The organism is Streptomyces sp. NPDC007971, from assembly GCF_042958635.1.
Taxonomy (GTDB): Bacteria; Actinomycetota; Actinomycetes; order Streptomycetales; family Streptomycetaceae; genus Streptomyces.
Window position 1 is genome coordinate 1 of record NZ_JBIBJK010000026.1, and the last position, 16,580, is coordinate 16,580.

Below are 16,580 nucleotides of genomic sequence, written 5' to 3' on the forward strand. Positions count from 1 at the left end.
GTACAGGGCCCGTTCCCGCTCCACCAGCAGGGGCAGCGGATCCGAGGCGGTGACCAGCTCCCGCAGCGGACACCGGGACAGCACCGCCTCCACCTCCGGCGCCAGTGCCGCCGCGAGCCGCCAGGCGGCCGGGCGGTCCTCGTCCCGCAGCACGGCGGCGGCCTCAAGGACCGTGTCCCGCTGTTCGGCGGGGACCCCGGCGGCCGCCCGCTCGTACAGCCGGGCGCCCTCCAGAAGGACCAGGCCGGTGTCGATGCCCGCCGGGATCTTGATCTGCGCGTGGTGCCGCCAGGTGGTGACCGGATCCGACCAGGCCTCCACCGTGTAGGTCCAGCGGCCGGGCGCGCCCGCCGTGACGGTGGCGCCCCAGCGGTCGGTTCCCGGGGCGAGTTCGCGCATCGGCGTCCAGGGGCCCGCGCGCCCCTCCGGATCCCGCAGCACGACGTTGGCCGCGACGGCGTCGTGTCCCTCCCGGAACACGGTGGCCGACACCTCGAACGACTCGCCCGTCACGGCCTTGGCGGGACGGCGCCCGTGCTGGACCACGGGGCGTACGTCGAGAACGGGAATACGGCCGACGGCGGTGCCGCCCGCGGCCGGGGCCGGAGGCTGCCGGGGATTGGCCGGATCGCGGAGGTTCTCCGCCGGCGCTCCCGGTTTTCTGCCCGGACTTTGCCGTCCGGCAGTCCTGCCGGGGGTCGGGAGAGCTGACGAGTGGTGGTGCGTGGCGGGCATGACCGCTCCTGTCCGCTTCAACGTGGGTGTGGGCGGAGGGATATGGGGAGGTGGGTCCTGCGGATGAGCTGTGGTGCTGCTGTGGGCGTACCGGAGGAGCCTTCCCACCCTATTCGGGTGGGCAATCCGGCACTTTGTTAACTACTCACGCGTATGTCTACGCACAAGACCGGCCCACTTTTCCAGGTTCCCGCAGGCTCGGTTCCCACGCCTCGCCGCCGCCGGCCGTGCTCCCTTCGCGCCCCGACACCCGTACCGTTACGTCCCCACCGACCCCTCGGTAACCACTACCGTCGACATCGACCACGAGACGTACAGCGCCGTGCGTCTCACCCCGCAACGCGTCCGAGGTGAATGTGAAGGCGATCCGTCGGTTCACCGTCCGTCCCGTTCTCCCCGAACCCCTCCGGCCGCTGAGCGACCTGGCGCGCAATCTGCGCTGGTCCTGGCATGCGGAAACGCGCGATCTGTTCCAGTCCGTCGACCCCGAACGCTGGGCCGCCGCCGAGGGCGACCCGGTGCGGCTGCTCGGCGGGGTACGCCCGGCACGGCTCACCGAGCTGGCCGGGGACCGGCGGTTCCTGCGCCGGCTCACCGCGGTCGCCGACGATCTCGACGACTATCTGACCGGCGAGCGCTGGTACCAGCAGCAGGGCGACGGACTGCCCGCCGCCGTCGCCTACTTCTCGCCGGAGTTCGGCATCACGGCCGCGCTGCCCCAGTACTCCGGCGGCCTCGGCATCCTGGCCGGCGACCACCTGAAGGCGGCCAGCGACCTCGGGGTCCCGTTGATCGGTGTCGGCCTGCTCTACCGGCACGGCTACTTCCGCCAGACCCTGTCCCGGGACGGCTGGCAGCAGGAGCACTACCCGGTGCTCGACCCGTACGAGCTGCCCCTCGGTCTGCTGAAGGAGGCCGACGGCACGCCGGCCGGGCTCTCCCTCGCCCTGCCCGGCGGCCGGTCGCTGCACGCCCGGATCTGGCTGGCCCAGGTGGGCCGGGTACCCCTGCTGCTGCTCGACTCCGACGTGGAGGAGAACGACCTCGGCGAACGCGGGGTGACCGACCGGTTGTACGGCGGTGGCAGCGAGCACCGGCTGCTCCAGGAGATGCTGCTGGGGATAGGGGGTGTCCGGGCCGTGCGGACGTACTGCCGGCTCACCGCGCATCCGGAGCCCGAGGTGTTCCACACCAACGAGGGACACGCCGGCTTCCTCGGCCTGGAGCGGATCGCCGAACTGTGCGCCACGGGGCTGGACTTCGACTCGGCGCTGGAGGCCGTTCGGGCCGGGACCGTGTTCACCACGCACACCCCCGTCCCGGCCGGCATCGACCGGTTCGACCGGGAGCTGGTCGCCCGGCACTTCGGGGCGGATGCCGAACTGCCCCGCATCGATGTGCAGCGGATTCTGGCGCTGGGCATGGAGACCTATCCGGGCGGCGAGCCGAACCTGTTCAACATGGCCGTGATGGGGCTCAGGCTGGCCCAGCGGGCGAACGGGGTCTCGCTGCTGCACGGACAGGTCAGCCGGGAGATGTTCGCCGGTCTGTGGCCGGGATTCGACGCCGAGGAGGTGCCGATCACCTCGGTCACCAACGGGGTGCACGCCCCGAGCTGGGTCGCCCCGGAGGTGCTCCGGCTGGGCGCCCGGGAGGTCGGCGCCCAGCGGGCCGAGGACGCGCTGACCGTCGGCGGCTCCGAGCGCTGGGACTCCGTCGAGGACATCGCGGACCAGGAGGTCTGGGAGCTGCGCCGCACCCTGCGCGAACAGCTGGTGCTGGAGGTGCGGGAGCGGCTGCGGGCCTCCTGGCACCAGCGCGGCGCCGGGAACGCGGAGCTGGGCTGGATCGACGGCGTGCTCGATCCCGACGTGCTGACCATCGGGTTCGCCCGCCGTGTCCCGTCGTACAAGCGGCTCACGCTGATGCTGCGGGACCGCGACCGGCTGATGGAGCTGCTGCTGCACCCGGAGCGGCCCGTCCAGATCGTCGTCGCGGGCAAGGCGCATCCGGCGGACGACGGCGGGAAGCGCCTGGTGCAGGAGCTGGTGCGGTTCGCCGACGACCCGCGGGTGCGCCACCGCATCGTCTTCCTGCCCGACTACGGCATGGGAATGGCGCAGAAGCTCTACCCGGGCTGCGACGTCTGGCTGAACAACCCGCTGCGCCCGCTGGAGGCCTGTGGCACCTCCGGGATGAAGGCCGCGCTCAACGGCTGCCTCAACCTGTCCGTGCTGGACGGCTGGTGGGACGAATGGTTCAAGCCGGACTTCGGCTGGGCCATCCCCACGGCGGACGGCGCCGCCACCGATGTGGACCGGCGTGACGACATCGAGGCGGCGGCCCTCTACGACCTCCTCGAACAGCGGGTGACCCCGCGCTTCTACGAGCGCGGCCGGGCCGGGCTGCCCGACCGCTGGATCGAGATGGTGCGCCGCACGCTCTCGCTGCTCGGCCCGAAGGTGCTGGCCGGCCGCATGGTCCGCGAGTACGTCGACCGGCTGTACGCGCCCGCCGCCCAGTCCCACCGCGCGCTGACCCCCGAGACGGCCACGGAACTGGCCGCCTGGAAGGCCAGGGTGCGTGCCGCGTGGTCCGGCGTGAGTGTCGACCACGTCGAGACGACGGCCGCCACGGCCACCGCGGAACTGGGCACGTCGGTGGGGCTCAGGGTGCGGGTGGGGCTGGGCGAGCTGACCCCGGACGACGTCGAGGTGCAGGCGGTCTCGGGACGGGTCGACGCCGAGGACCGCATCACCGACGCCACGACGGTCCCGCTGAAGCCGGCCGGCGCCCCCGACCTGGAGGGCCGCCGCCTCTACGAGGGCCCCCTGTCGCTGGACCGCACCGGCCCCTACGGCTACACGGTCCGCATCCTGCCGGCCCACCGCCTCCTCACGTCGAGCGTGGAACTGGGGCTGGTGGCGGTGCCGTCGCAGGACACGGTGGAGGGGGCGGGGGTGTTGCTGCGCTGACGCGCATGCGCTGGAACGCATCCTGTGGACGACGACGAGCCGGTGATCACCGAGGCCCCGCCGGAGAGGCTCCACCACGTCGTCAAGGAGCCCGGCTTCAGCGCGTACTTTCTGCTCGGCGCCGAGGACGGGGCGGAGACGGTCCGTGACGTCGACGCCCGGGTACGGCTTCCCGACGGCAGCGAGTGCCCGCCACGATGCTGACGCTCGACGCGGCCGACGAGGTGCTGAAGCGCTGGAAGGCGACCGGTGAGCACGGCGGTGGTGTCTTCTTCGCCTGCCCGGATCTCGTGCTCGTGCCCGAACCAGGGGTACCTGCCATGACGGCGGCCCTCCGCGCGATCGTCGCGGAGGGCCCTCGGGGAACGCTGCGGCCGTTGGCCGACCAGGATGCTCAGCTCTCGTCGAACTGAGCGCACAGCCGCTTCAGTACCGCCCCGCACCGGCGGGCGTACGCGTGCTGCAGGCCTCGCGTCGCGGCCCCGCCCGCGCGGGCGTACCACTTCTGGGCGCGGCTGAAGGCGGCGACGGTCAGCCAGACCGTGCCGTCGCCGGTGCGGTCGATCACGAAGGCCTCCTCGCCGCACTCGGGGTGGCCTTCCAGGGTGCCGTAGGCCCACCCGGCGCGGCGGCCTTCGGCCACCGTCCAGACGATGCGGCAGGGGGCCTTGATCAGGCCGGCCAGGGTGACGGTGACGTCCACGCCCGGGGCCGCCCGGTCGGCGGTGGCGTCGATGCCCACGCCGAGGGCACGGTGCATCTCCCAGGTGAGGACCGCCTCGGCGGCCCGGTCGAAGACCTTGTGGCCCTCGCCGAGGCGGGTGCGTACGAGCATGGGGTGGAAGCCGGGCGGACAGTGAGCCAGATCGTCGCGGGTCACGCCGACCGGTTCGTAGGTGAAGGGCGCCTGGGACATGGGTCACAAGCGTAGGGCGGTACCCCGGACGCCGTGCGCCGGGGTACCGCCCCTCAGCCGTTCGGTCAGCTGGTGACGTTGACCGCGGCCCAGGCCGCCTTCACCGTCGCGTACTCGGTGCTGCTGGAGCCGTACAGGTCCGACGCCGCGCTCAGGGTCGCCGCGCGGGCGTCCGAGTAGTCGGTCGTCGACGTCATGTACTCGGTCAGCGCCTTGTACCAGATCTGCAGTGCCTTGTCCCGGCCGATACCGGTGACCTTCGAGCCGTTCTTCGTCGGGGAGTCGTAGCTCACACCGTTGACGGTCTTCGCGCCGCTGCCCTCCGACAGCAGGTAGAAGAAGTGGTTCGCCACGCCCGACGAGTAGTGCACGTCGAGGTTGCCGACGGAGGAGGACCAGTAGTCCGCCGAGCCGCCGTCCTTGCTGGGCTTGTCCATGTAGCGCAGCGGGGTGCCGTCGCCGTTGATGTTGATCTTCTCGCCGATGAGGTAGTCACCGGGGTCCTTGGCGTTGTTGGCGTAGAACTCCACGCCGGTGCCCATGATGTCGCTGGTGGCCTCGTTCAGGCCGCCGGACTCACCGCTGTAGTCCAGGCCCGCGGTGTTGGCGGTGACGCCGTGGCTCATCTCGTGGCCGGCCACGTCGAGCGAGGTCAGCGGGTCGGTGTTGCCGTCACCGTCGCCGTAGGTCATGCAGAAGCAGCTGTCGTCCCAGAAGGCGTTCACGTACGCGTTGCCGTAGTGGACGCGGGAGTAGGCGCCGACGCCGTTGTTCTTGATGCCGCTGCGGCCGAAGGCGCTCTTGTAGAAGTCCCAGGTCTCCTGCGCGCCGTAGGCGGCGTCGGCGGCGGCCGTCTGGTCGCTGGAGGAGCTGGAGGCGGTGCCGGTGCCGAAGCTGTTGGTCGAGCTGCTGACCAGGGTGCCCTTGCCGGACGTCTTGCGGGCCAGGTTGTACGTCTTGTGACCGCCGCGGGAGGCGTCGGTCAGGTTGTACGACGAGCCCGACTGGGTCGTGGTGAGGCTGACGGTGCCCGAGTACAGCGTCTTGCCGGTGCCGGTCGCGTTCTCGATGCCCTGGTACTCGAAGAGCTTCTTGCCGGTGGCGGCGTCGGTGATGACGTGCAGCTGGTTCGGGGTGCCGTCGTCCTGGAGGCCGCCGACGACCGTCTCGTAGGCGAGGACGGGCTTGCCGGAGCCGGCCCAGATCACCTTGCGCGCGCCGTCCGCGGAGCTCTTGGCGGAGCCCAGGGTCCGGGCGGCGCTCACGGCCTGCTGCGCGGCCTTGGCGGCGGTGATCTGCGGCTTGAGCGAGGCCACCTTGATGGCCGACCGGGCCGCCTTGGTGACGCCCTCGGTTCTGCCGGACCTGGCGGTGTGGACGACCAGGTCGCCGCCGAGGACCGGCAGGCCCGCGTAGGTGCGCTCGTAGCGCGTGTGGACGGTGCCGTCGGCGTCCTTGACGACGTCCTTGACGACGAGCTTCTCCTTGGCGCCGAGGCCTATCTGCTGCGCGGTCCCGGCGGCGTCGGCCTGGGCCTTCTGTATCAGGGTGGTGCGGGCGGCGGCGGAGAGCGCGGTCGGGGCCGCGGCGAGCGGCTTGGCGGCGGCGGACCCGGCGGCCGGGGTCTGGGCGTTGGCGCTGGTGGCCAGACCGGTGGAGATGAGGGCTCCGGCCGCGACAGCGGTGGCGATGGCCAGAGTGGCACGCTTATGACGCGCGTAGAGGGGGCTCACGGAAGCTCCTTCTGGTGGGGGAGACCGGGCAGTGTGGGGTTACTGGCCGGTGAGTATGGCGTTGTGAAGTTGCTGTGCTGCTGCGGCGGGTGAGGGAACTGTGGCATCAAGGGCGCGTACATGTCATGACCCTGAAGTGATGTTGGCCGAAAACTGACAGTCGGCGAACATTTCGCCTCTGTGGCCCCGTGTTTCGGGCGCGTGAACGGGCGCCGCCCGAGGGTGTGGAACCCTCCGGCGGCGCCCTGTTCCCGAACCGGTGGCCTGCGGTTTACGGGAACGTCAGCTTCCAGCTGTTGATCGTTCCGACGTCCTGCGCCGCCTGGTCCTGGACCTTCAACTTCCAGGTACCGTTGGCCGTTTGGGCGGAGGCGTTGACCGTGAAGGTCTGCTTCACGTTGTCCGCCGAGTCGGACGAGGAGAAGTTCTTCAGGCGGTAGGAGGTGCCCGACGGACCGACGAGATCGATCACCAGGTCACCCCGCCAGGTGTGCGAGATGTCGACGCTCACCTGAAGGTTGCTTGGCGCGTTTCCGCTCCTGCCGGAAACGGTGATCGCCGAGGTCACCGCGGGCCCGTTGTCCGGGATCGACACCGGGGTGGTGTTCTCGTACGACGAACCGCCGCCGCCTCCGCCGCCGGAGCGCGAACCGACGTTGACGGCCGCCCAGGCGTCCTGCACCGCCTTGTACTCGGCGCCGGAGGTGCCGTACAGCTCACCGGCCGCCGCGAGGGTGCCGGTGCGGGCGGCCGCGTAGTCGGTGGTGGACGTCCACTTGGTGGTCAGCGCCCGGTACCAGATCTGCAGCGCCTTGTCCCGGCCGATGCCGGTGACCGGGAGGCCGTCCGAGGTCGGCGAGTTGTAGCTGACGCCGTTGATGACCTTGGCGCCGCTGCCCTCCGACAGCAGGTAGAAGAAGTGGTTCGCCACGCCCGAGGAGTAGTGCACGTCGAGGTTGCCGACGCCCGAGTACCAGGAGTCGGCGGAGCCGCCGTCCTTGCTGGGCTTGTCCATGTAGCGCAGCGGGGTGCCGTCGCCGTTGATGTTGATCTTCTCGCCGATGAGGTAGTCGCCGACGTCGGTGCTGTTGTTGGCGTAGAACTCCACGCCGGTGCCCATGATGTCGCTGGTGGCCTCGTTCAGGCCGCCGGACTCACCGCTGTAGTCCAGGCCCGCGGTGTTGGCGGTGACGCCGTGGCTCATCTCGTGGCCCGCGACGTCCAGCGCGGTCAGCGGGTCGTTGTTGCCGGAGCCGTCGCCGTAGGTCATGCAGAAGCAGCTGTCGTCCCAGAACGCGTTCACGTACGCGTTGCCGTAGTGGACGCGGGAGTAGGCGCCGACGCCGTTGTTCTTGATGCCGCTGCGGCCGAAGGTGTTCTTGTAGAAGTCCCAGGTCTCCGCCGCGCCGTAGTGGGCGTCCGCGCCCGCGGTCGCCGCGTTGGACGTGGTGCCGTTGCCCCAGGTGTCGTTGGTCTGGGAGAACAGCGTGCCGGTGCCCGAGGAGCCGTGGTTGAGGTTGTACGTCTTGTGGCCGCCGCGCGCCCCGTCGGTCAGCGTGTAGTTCGAGCCCGACTGGGTCGTGGTCAGCGACACCTGGCCGCTGTACTGGGTGTTGCCGATACCGTTCTTGATGCCCTGGTACTCGAAGAGCTTCTTGCCGGTGGCGGCGTCGGTGATGACGTGCAGCTGGTTCGGGGTGCCGTCGTCCTGGAGGCCGCCGACCACGGTCTCGTAGGCGAGGACGGGCTTGCCGGAGCCGGCCCAGATCACCTTGCGCACGCTGTCCGCGGCCGACTTGGAGCTGCCGAGCGCCTTGGCGCGCTGCACGGCCTGCTTCTCGGCGGCCGACTTCGTCACGGCCGGGGTGAGGCCGGCGACGCTCAGCGTGGCGTTGGTGGCCTTGATGACGCTCTTGGTCGCGCCCGACTTGGCGGTGTCGACGATCAGGTCGCCGCCGAGGACCGGCAGGCCCGCGTAGGTGCGCTCGTAGCGGGTGTGGACGGTGCCGTCGGCGTCCTTGACGACGTCGTGGACGACGAGCCTCTCCTTGCTGCCGAGGCCGATCGACTTGGCCGTGGCGGCCTTCTCGGCGTCCGCGTGGCGTATGAGCTCGGCGCGCTGCGAGGGCGAGAGACTCAGGGCCTGGTGCGCGGGGTTGGCCTTGCCGGCCTGCGGCTTCGCCGGAGTGGCGGACGCGGCGCCGGACTGGAGGGCCGCGGCGATCAGGGCGGCGACACCCGCGAGGGCGACGGTGGCGGTGCGGCGACGCGCGGTGTGGGAGGTGCGTCTGCGAGAGGTGCTACTCAACACTGACTCCTTCTGCGTGACCGCGGGTCGCGCGGCCAGGGGAGACCGGACGGTGGGTTGGGACGTCCGGGCAGAACAGGCATTACGCGGAACCATGTGCAGGTGCGGAGCCGGCTCACGCGGAGCATGCGCGAGATGTGGGGTTGCTGTGAGTCGGCCGTGGGAAGAGTGGCAGGGGATCACGCCATCTGTCAGGACCGCGTCATAAAGTTGGCTGGAAATCGTTCGTTGACCGGATGTTCATGTTCGGTATGCGAACTGTTGGTGATGTTCGGTGCGCGGTGGCGCACACCGGCATGCTCGCGGCACAGGAGACGGACCGTTTTCCGGGACCGGACCGGGCCCTCGTCCCGGATCGTGCCGGGGGGCGCCCGGAGCCGGCACGAACCGTCGGGGGCCCTAGGCCAGGCTGTCCCGCCAGGCCCGGTGGAGGTCGGCGAACCGGCCGGTGCCCCCGATCAGTTCGTCCGGACGGCCGTCCTCGACGATCCGGCCGTGCTCCATGACCAGGACCCGGTCCGCGATCTCCACGGTGGACAGCCGGTGGGCGATCACCACGGCGGTACGGCCCCGCAGCACCGTCGACATCGCCCGCTGCACGGCCCGTTCGCCCGGGACGTCCAGGGAGCTGGTCGCCTCGTCCAGGATCAGCACCGCCGGATCCGCGAGCAACGCACGGGCGAAGGCGACCAGTTGGCGCTGTCCGGCCGAGATGCGCCCCCCGCGCTTGCGCACGTCCGTGTCGTACCCGTCGGGCAGGGCGCTGATGAACTCGTGCGCGCCGATCGCCTTCGCGGCCCGCTCGATCTCCTCGCGGGTGGCGTCGGGCCGGCCGATCGCGATGTTGTCCGCGACCGTACCGGAGAACAGGAAGGCCTCCTGCGTCACCATGACCACTCCGCGCCGCAGCTCGGGCAGGGCCAGCTCGCGCAGGTCGACGCCGTCCAGCAGCACCCGGCCGTCGGAGGGGTCGTAGAACCGGGCGAGCAGCTTGGCCAGGGTCGACTTGCCCGCGCCCGTGGAGCCGACCACCGCGACCGTCTGCCCGGCCGGGAGGGTCAGGTCGAAGCGGGCCAGCACCTCGCCGCCGGTGCGGTAGGCGAAACGGACCCCGTCGAAGACGACCTCCCGGCCCGGCAACTCGCGCTCGGAAGGCGGCAGTTCGCGCGGGACCGACGGCTCCGGCACGGACGGCGTCTGCGCCAGCAGCCCGGCGATCTTCTCCAGGGAGGCGGCCGCCGACTGGTAGGAGTTCAGGAACATGCCGAGGCGGTCGATCGGGTCGTACAGCCGCCGCAGATACAGCACCGCCGCCGCCAGCACGCCCAGCTCCAGCGAGCCGGACGCCACCCGCTGGGCACCCCACAGCACGATCGCCGCGACCGCCGTGTTGGCCACCAGCCGGGAGCCGACGACGTACCGGGCCATCTCCAGCATCGCGTCCCCGTTGGTCCGCTCGTGCCGCCGGTTCAGCAGGGCGAACTCGGTGTCGTTCGCGGCCTCCCGGCGAAACGCGCGCACCGGCCGGATGCCGTTCATCGTCTCGACGAACTTCACGATCACCGCCGCGATCGCCGTGGACCGTACACGGAACACCCGCCCCGCGCGCCGCTGGTAGAGCCGGACGAGCAGGTACAGCGGCACGAAGGAGCCCACCGCGACCGCACCGAGGCCCAGATCCAGCCAGAGCAGCATCGCCGAGATGTAGACGAAGGACAGGACGACGGTCACCAGCTCCTGCAGCCCCTCGTCGAGGAGTTCGCGCAGCGACTCGACGTCGGTGGTGGAACGGGAGATCAGCCGGCCCGAGGTGTAGCGCTCGTGGAAGTCGACGCTCAGCGCCTGCGCGTGCCCGAAGATCCGGCCCCTGAGGTCCAGCAGCACGTCCTGGCTGACCCGGGCGGAGGTCTCGACGAACGCGAACTGCAGCCCGCCGGCGACCAGCGCGCACAGCAGATAGCCGGCCCCCACCGCGATCAGCGGCCCGTGGTCGTGGTCCCGCAGCGCCGGCACGGCGTCGTCGATGGCGTACGCCACCAGCAGCGGGCCCGCCTGCACGGCCGCCTGCTGGAGCAGCAGAAGGAGGGTGGTGACGGCGACCCGGGCCCGCAGGGGCGCGAGCAGCGAGCGCAGCAGGGCGGCCGTGGCACCCGGTGGGGTGGGCAGGACGTCCTGGTCGAACGGGTCGTCGGCGTCCTTGCGGCGGGGCAGCGGGCCGTCGTCCGTGGCCGGGGTTGCGGTCGTGGTGGTGGTCATCGCGTGCCCTCGTCTTCCCCCGGGTCGCCGGACATCAGGTGGGCGTACTCGGCGTTGGTGCGCAGCAGTTCCTGGTGGGTGCCGACGGCGCTGATGCGGCCGTCCGACAGCAGGGCGACACGGTCGGCGAGCAGCACCGTGGACGGCCGGTGGGCCACGATCAGGGCGGTGGTGTCCGCGAGGACCCGGCGCAGCGCGGCCTCGACCGCGGCCTCCGTGTGCACGTCCAGGGCGGACAGCGGGTCGTCCAGCACCAGGAACTCGGGGCGGCCGACGACCGCACGGGCCAGCGCGAGGCGCTGGCGCTGACCGCCGGACAGGCTCAGCCCCTGCTCGCCGACCCGGGTGCCGGTGCCCTCGGGGAGCGCGTGCGCGAACTCGGCCTGAGCGACGGCCAGGGCCCGGTCGAGGTCCTCGTCCGAGGCGCCGTCCCCGGCCCCCATCAGCACGTTCTCGCCGACGGTCGCCGAGAAGAGGGTCGGTTCCTCGAAGGCGACCGCGACCCTGGCGCGCAGTTCCTCGCGGGACATGGCGGTGATGTCCACGCCGTTCAGGGTGATACGGCCGGAGGTGACCTCGTGCAGGCGGGGGACGAGCGCGGTGAGGGTCGTCTTCCCGCTGCCGGTGGCTCCGACGAGGGCCATGGACTCGCCGGGCCGTATGTGGAGGTCGATGCGGGCGAGCAGGGGAGGGGACTGGGGCGGGGCGTCGGGGTAGCGGAACCGGACGTTCTCGAACCGCAGTCCCTGCCGGGCCGCCGGCGGTGGTGCCTGCCCCGGTGCCTCCCGGATCCGGGAGGCACCCTGCCGACGGGCGTCCCCGCCCCCGGCGGGCCCTTCCTCCGGCTCCTCGTCCATCACCTCGAAGTACCGCTCCGTGGCCGTCGCCGCCTCCTGGCTCATCGCCAGCAGGAAGCCGATCGAGTCCACCGGCCAGCGCAGCGCGAGTGCCGTGCTCAGGAAGGCGACCAGCGTGCCCGCCGACAGCGCGCCGTCGGCCACCCGCACGGCGCCCAGCACCAGCGCCGCCCCGATCGCCACCTCCGGAAGGGTCACGATCACGGCCCAGATGGTCGCCAGCAGCCGTGCCTTGCGCAGCTCCGTGCCGCGCAGGGTCCCCGACAGCTCCCGGAACGCCCGCGCCTGGGTGCGGTGCCGGCCGAAGCCCTTGATGACACGGATGCCGAGCACGCTCTCCTCGACGACCGTCGTCAGATCGCCGACCTGGTCCTGTGCCCGCCGGGCCACCTCGGCGTAGCGCCGCTCGAAGACCACGCAGGTCCACATCACCGGGACGGCGGGCCCGAGGACGACCAGCCCGAGCACCCAGTCCTGCATCAGCATGATCACCACGCCGACGATGATCGTCACGCCGTTGACCAGCAGGAAGGTCAGCGGGAAGGCGAGGAACATGCGCAGCAGCATCAGGTCGGTCGTGCCGCGGGAGAGCAACTGGCCCAACGCCCACCGGTCGTGGAAGGACACCGGGAGCCGTTGCAGACGGCCGTACAGGCCCGCCCGCATCTCCGCCTCCACGTGCGACAGCGGCCGGGCCACCAGCCAGCGCCGTATACCGAACAGGACCGCCTCGGCGACACCGAGCAGCAGCAGGTACAGCGCGCCGAGCCACACTCCGGCCGGGTCCCGGCCGGCGACCGGCCCGTCCACCATCCACTTCAGGACGAGCGGGATCACCAGTCCGGTGCAGGAGGCGACGACCGCGACGAACGCGGCCGTGAACAGCCGGGCGCGCACGGGGCGGACGTACGGCCACAGTCTCAGCAGGGTGCGTACGGCGGAGCGGTCATGGGCGGTTGCACGTGTCGTGGGCATCATCGCGAGCGTACGGATCCGCACGGACGACGCCCACCGAGTTTCGGACGGGTCCCGCTCCGCCGTTGGTCCTACGACCTGCCTGTTCGAGGGGGCGCACCCGGGGCCGGGCCAGGGCTTTGTGCGCGGGGTCGTAGTCCGGCATCAACCGATCGGACGATGCCGCTTCGAGCGGGCCGGCCGATGTGCCGGGCCCCGCCCGCCCGGGATTCTCGACGCATGCCATCCGTCATCGAAGTCACCGATCTGCGCAAGTCGTACGGCGGCCGGGCCGTGGTCGACGGCGTCTCCTTCGCCGTCGAGGAGGGCGAGATCTTCGGGATCCTCGGCCCGAACGGCGCCGGCAAGACCACCACCGTGGAGTGTGTCGAGGGACTGCGGATCCCCGACGCCGGCCGGGTCCGGGTCGCCGGTCACGACCCCGTCGCCGATCACGACGAGGTCGCGAGGATCCTCGGTGCCCAGCTCCAGCAGAGCGAACTCCAGCCCAGGCTCACCGTGCGCGAGGCGCTGGAGCTGTACGCCGCCTTCTACCCGGACCCGGCCGACTGGCGGCCCCTCGCCGAACGCCTGGGCCTCACGGCGAAGCTCGGCACCCGGTTCGGCAAGCTGTCCGGAGGGCAGCAGCAGCGGCTGTCCATCGCGCTGGCCCTCATCGGCAGCCCCCGCGTCGTGGTGCTGGACGAGCTGACCACCGGCCTCGACCCGCGCGCCCGCCGCGACACCTGGCAGCTCATCGAGGACGTCCGCGCGAGCGGAGTCACCGTGCTGCTCGTCACCCACTTCATGGAGGAGGCGCAGCGCCTGTGCGACCGCATCGCGGTCGTCGACCGGGGCCGGGTCGCCGCCCTGGACACACCGGCCGGTCTCGTCCGGCGGTCCGCCGGTGCCACCGTCGTCTCCTTCACCCCGTCCGTACCGCTGGACGAGCAGGACCTGAACGCGCTGCCCGCGCTCGCCTCCGTCGAGCAGAAGGACGGCCGGGTCACCCTCACCGGCACCGACGAGACGGTGAACGCCGTCGTCTCCCTGCTCGCCCGCCACCACGTCACCGCCCACGAGCTGCGCGTCACCGACGCCACCCTGGACGACGCGTTCCTGGACCTCACCAAGGAGGAGACGGCATGAACACCGCCGTGCTGCGCACCGAGTTCCGCCTCTTCCGCCGCGAGCCGGCGGCCGTCTTCTGGATCCTCCTGTTCCCGACGCTGCTGCTGGTGATCCTCGGCTCGATCCCCTCGTTCCGGAAGGCCGACACGTCGATGGACGGGCTGCGGCCCATCGACGCCTATGTGCCCGTGGTCGTCCTGGTCGCCCTGATCATGGCCGGTGTGCAGTCGCTGCCGCAGGCTCTCACCGGCTACCGGGAGCGCGGCATCCTGCGCCGGATGTCCGTCACTCCGGTCCGGCCCTTCGCTCTGCTGTCGGCCCAGATGGCCGTGGCGGGTGCGGTCGCGCTGGCCTCGGCACTCCTCGCGATCACGGTCGGCCGCGTCGCCTTCGGCGTGACCCTGCCCGAGCAGCCGGCCGGCTATCTGCTCGCGCTCCTCCTCGCGGTCGCGGCCGCCCTCGCCCTCGGCAGCGTCGTCTCGGCGCTGTCGCGGACCACGAAGATCGCGAACGCGATCGGAACGGCGGTGTTCTTCCCGATGATGTTCTGCGCGGGCGTCTGGCTGCCGGTCCAGGCCATGCCCCACGCCCTGGCCCGCGTGGTCCAGCTGACCCCGTTCGGCGCGGCGGCCCGTGCCCTGAACGAGGCGGCCGCCGGGCACTGGCCGGGCTGGGTGCACCTGGGCGTGCTCGCGCTGTGGACGGTCCTGCTGACGGCGGGTGCCACCCGCTTCTTCCGCTGGGAGTGACCCGGTGGGAACGCGCCGGGGCGTGCCGGAGACTGAGGGCATGACGAACGCCGTGGCACCGCAGCACCGGGTCTCCTTCGACTACTGGGTGCCCTACGCGCTGCTCGCCGTGGGCGCGGTGACGGCCGTCGGCTCGGCCCGCCTGGTCGGCATGACGACGGGCGAGGAGTACGTGGCCGGCGCGCTGGTGGTGATCGCCCTGGTGCTGCAGCTGGCCCTCGGGCGGCCGGTCCGGGACCTGCCGGTGCCGAACCGCACGAGTGTGACCCTGTACTTCGTACGCTGGGCGCTCGGGTTCGTGCTCGGCTGGCTGAACCCGTTCTTCGCCTTCTACGCCGTCACCGGCTACTACAGTGCCCGCCATCAGCTGCCCCGCCGGCTGGTCCTGCCCGGTCTCTGCCTGACGGCCGTCACGATGGCCGGCTGCCAGATCGGCGGCATGCCGCCGCACAGCGCGGTCCTGTGGCTGGGGTTCGTCCTCGTGTTCGGCGCCAACCTCGGAATGGTGGTCCTCCTCACCCGGTTCGCCGAGCAGGAGATTGCGCATGCCCGTACGCAGGCCGAGTCGATCGCCGAACTGGCCCGCACCAACGCGGCGTTGCAGCAGGCCCTGGACGAGAACGCGGCCCTGCACGCCCAGCTCCTCGTCCAGGCACGGGAGGCGGGCGTCGCCGACGAGCGCCGGCGGCTCGCCGCCGAGATCCACGACACCATCGCCCAGGGCCTGACCGGGATCATCGCCCAGCTCCAGGTCGTGGCGAACGCCCCCGACCTGGCCACCGCCCGCACCCACCTGGAGCGTGCCAGTTCCCTCGCCCGGCACAGCCTCGGCGAGGCCCGCCGCTCGGTGCACAACCTCGCCCCGGTGGCCCTGGCCGCCGACGGGCTGCCCGAGGCGCTCAGGAAGACGGTCGCGGAATGGGGCGAACGCACCGGGGTCCGCGCCGGGTTCACGGTCACCGGTACCACCGAGAAGCTGCACGACGAGGTCGCGGCGACCCTGCTGCGCATCGCCCAGGAGGCCCTGTCCAACGCGGCCCGGCACGCCCGCCCGGCCCGCGTCGGGGTGACCCTGTCCTTCATGGGCGACGAGGTCACGCTGGACGTCCGCGACGACGGTGCCGGTTTCGACGCGGCCGCCGTCCCGGTGCGCACCAGCGGCGGCGGCTTCGGCCTGCACGGCATGCGGGCCCGCGCCGAACGCATCGCGGGCTCCCTCACCGTCGAGTCGGAACCGGGCCACGGCACGGCGGTGTCGGCTCGCGTACCGTTGGTGCGCGATGACCGCTGACACCACCATCTCCCTGCTGATAGCCGACGACCACCCGGTCGTCCGCGACGGCCTGCGCGGCATGTTCGACTCGGCCCCCGGCTTCACCGTGCTCGGCGAGGCTGCCAACGGCGTGGAGGCGGTCGACCGGGCCGCGACCCTGGACCCGGACGTGATCCTGATGGACCTGCGGATGCCCGGCGGCTCCGGCGTGGACGCCATCCGCGAGCTGACCAGCCGCGGCGCCCGCGCCAGGGTTCTCGTGCTCACGACCTACGACACCGACTCCGACACCCTGCCCGCGATCGAGGCGGGCGCGACCGGCTACCTCCTCAAGGACGCCCCGCGCGACGAGCTGTTCACCGCCGTCCGCGCCGCCGCCGAGGGCCGTACGGTCCTCTCCCCGGCCGTCGCCTCCCGCCTCGTCGACGCGGTCCGCTCCCCCCGGCAGCCCGGCGCCGAGCCGCTGTCCGCGCGCGAGCGCGAGGTGCTGGTCCTGGTCGCCCGGGGGACCTCGAACCGCGAGATCGCCCGCGAGCTGTTCATCAGCGAGGCGACGGTGAAGACCCACCTCACCCATCTGTACGCCAAGCTGGGCGTCAAGGACCGGGCCGCGGCGGTGGCGGTGGCCTACGACCGGGGCATCCTGGGCTGAACAGGGCTCCCTTATTCGATGGAGCCGGCATCCCCAGCCCC

At 71.8% G+C, this 16,580-nt stretch carries 13 protein-coding genes; 7 read left to right on the forward strand and 6 right to left on the reverse strand.

What is annotated here, in order from left to right:
- Positions 1-735: maltotransferase domain-containing protein (locus ACFZCP_RS38960; RefSeq protein WP_391438918.1), on the reverse strand; the 735-nt coding region annotated here is incomplete at its 3' end.
- A gap of 356 nt (positions 736-1,091) precedes the next feature.
- On the opposite strand from ACFZCP_RS38960, the gene ACFZCP_RS38965 reads away from it, so the two are divergent.
- The 3 genes from ACFZCP_RS38965 to ACFZCP_RS38975 are packed head-to-tail and all read left to right on the forward strand — an operon-like array spanning position 1,092 to position 4,123.
- Positions 1,092-3,710 carry an alpha-glucan family phosphorylase gene (locus ACFZCP_RS38965; RefSeq protein ID WP_391438923.1) on the forward strand — a complete coding sequence of 873 codons (2,619 nt, stop codon included), beginning with the start codon at positions 1,092-1,094 and terminating at the stop codon, positions 3,708-3,710.
- Between the two features lie 24 nt (positions 3,711-3,734).
- Positions 3,735-3,914, forward strand: coding sequence for a hypothetical protein (locus ACFZCP_RS38970; RefSeq protein ID WP_391438926.1), 180 nt, complete (start codon positions 3,735-3,737; stop codon positions 3,912-3,914).
- Entirely contained in the window at positions 3,908-4,123 is a 216-nt protein-coding gene (locus ACFZCP_RS38975) for a hypothetical protein (protein WP_391438931.1), read from the forward strand. Before ACFZCP_RS38970 ends, ACFZCP_RS38975 begins: the two co-directional genes overlap by 7 nt.
- On the opposite strand, the gene ACFZCP_RS38980 is transcribed toward ACFZCP_RS38975, so the two are convergent.
- From ACFZCP_RS38980 to ACFZCP_RS39000, 5 genes are all read right to left on the reverse strand, one after another.
- Entirely contained in the window at positions 4,105-4,626 is a 522-nt protein-coding gene (locus tag ACFZCP_RS38980; protein ID WP_391438937.1) for a DUF1990 family protein, read from the reverse strand. The genes ACFZCP_RS38975 and ACFZCP_RS38980 overlap by 19 nt on opposite strands.
- A 65-nt stretch (positions 4,627-4,691) precedes the next feature.
- Entirely contained in the window at positions 4,692-6,359 is a 1,668-nt protein-coding gene (locus ACFZCP_RS38985) for a M4 family metallopeptidase (RefSeq protein ID WP_391438941.1), read from the reverse strand.
- Between the two features lie 271 nt (positions 6,360-6,630).
- Positions 6,631-8,670: a M4 family metallopeptidase gene (locus ACFZCP_RS38990; protein WP_391438944.1), complete on the reverse strand. Its 2,040-nt coding sequence runs from the start codon at positions 8,668-8,670 to the stop codon at positions 6,631-6,633.
- Between the two features lie 396 nt (positions 8,671-9,066).
- Positions 9,067-10,923, reverse strand: a complete 1,857-nt coding sequence (locus tag ACFZCP_RS38995) for an ATP-binding cassette domain-containing protein (RefSeq protein WP_391438952.1) — start codon at positions 10,921-10,923, stop codon at positions 9,067-9,069.
- Positions 10,920-12,755, reverse strand: coding sequence for an ABC transporter transmembrane domain-containing protein (locus tag ACFZCP_RS39000; RefSeq protein WP_391438961.1), 1,836 nt, complete (start codon positions 12,753-12,755; stop codon positions 10,920-10,922). Before ACFZCP_RS39000 ends, ACFZCP_RS38995 begins: the two co-directional genes overlap by 4 nt.
- Before the next feature lie 219 nt (positions 12,756-12,974).
- On the opposite strand from ACFZCP_RS39000, the gene ACFZCP_RS39005 reads away from it, so the two are divergent.
- From ACFZCP_RS39005 to ACFZCP_RS39020, 4 genes are read left to right on the forward strand one after another with little or no spacing between them, the layout of a single operon-like run.
- Complete coding sequence (locus tag ACFZCP_RS39005) at positions 12,975-13,883, forward strand: ATP-binding cassette domain-containing protein (RefSeq protein ID WP_391438966.1); 909 nt, start codon at positions 12,975-12,977, stop codon at positions 13,881-13,883.
- A complete protein-coding gene (locus ACFZCP_RS39010) occupies positions 13,880-14,614 on the forward strand; it encodes an ABC transporter permease (RefSeq protein WP_362698234.1) in 735 nt (244 codons plus the stop codon). Before ACFZCP_RS39005 ends, ACFZCP_RS39010 begins: the two co-directional genes overlap by 4 nt.
- Before the next feature lie 40 nt (positions 14,615-14,654).
- A complete protein-coding gene (locus tag ACFZCP_RS39015) occupies positions 14,655-15,905 on the forward strand; it encodes an ATP-binding protein (RefSeq protein ID WP_391438973.1) in 1,251 nt (416 codons plus the stop codon).
- Positions 15,895-16,539, forward strand: coding sequence for a response regulator (locus ACFZCP_RS39020; RefSeq protein ID WP_391438978.1), 645 nt, complete (start codon positions 15,895-15,897; stop codon positions 16,537-16,539). Before ACFZCP_RS39015 ends, ACFZCP_RS39020 begins: the two co-directional genes overlap by 11 nt.
- Positions 16,540-16,580: the final 41 nt, after the last annotated feature.

Coding starts and splice junctions, on each gene's coding strand:
- ACFZCP_RS38980 (WP_391438937.1), bottom strand. CDS start 4,626: ATGTCCCAGGCGCCCTTCACCTACGAACCGGTCGGCGTGACCCGCGAC.
- ACFZCP_RS38975 (WP_391438931.1), top strand. CDS start 3,908: ATGCTGACGCTCGACGCGGCCGACGAGGTGCTGAAGCGCTGGAAGGCG.
- ACFZCP_RS39020 (WP_391438978.1), top strand. CDS start 15,895: ATGACCGCTGACACCACCATCTCCCTGCTGATAGCCGACGACCACCCG.
- ACFZCP_RS39000 (WP_391438961.1), bottom strand. CDS start 12,755: ATGCCCACGACACGTGCAACCGCCCATGACCGCTCCGCCGTACGCACC.
- ACFZCP_RS39010 (WP_362698234.1), top strand. CDS start 13,880: ATGAACACCGCCGTGCTGCGCACCGAGTTCCGCCTCTTCCGCCGCGAG.
- ACFZCP_RS39015 (WP_391438973.1), top strand. CDS start 14,655: ATGACGAACGCCGTGGCACCGCAGCACCGGGTCTCCTTCGACTACTGG.
- ACFZCP_RS39005 (WP_391438966.1), top strand. CDS start 12,975: ATGCCATCCGTCATCGAAGTCACCGATCTGCGCAAGTCGTACGGCGGC.
- ACFZCP_RS38995 (WP_391438952.1), bottom strand. CDS start 10,923: ATGACCACCACCACGACCGCAACCCCGGCCACGGACGACGGCCCGCTG.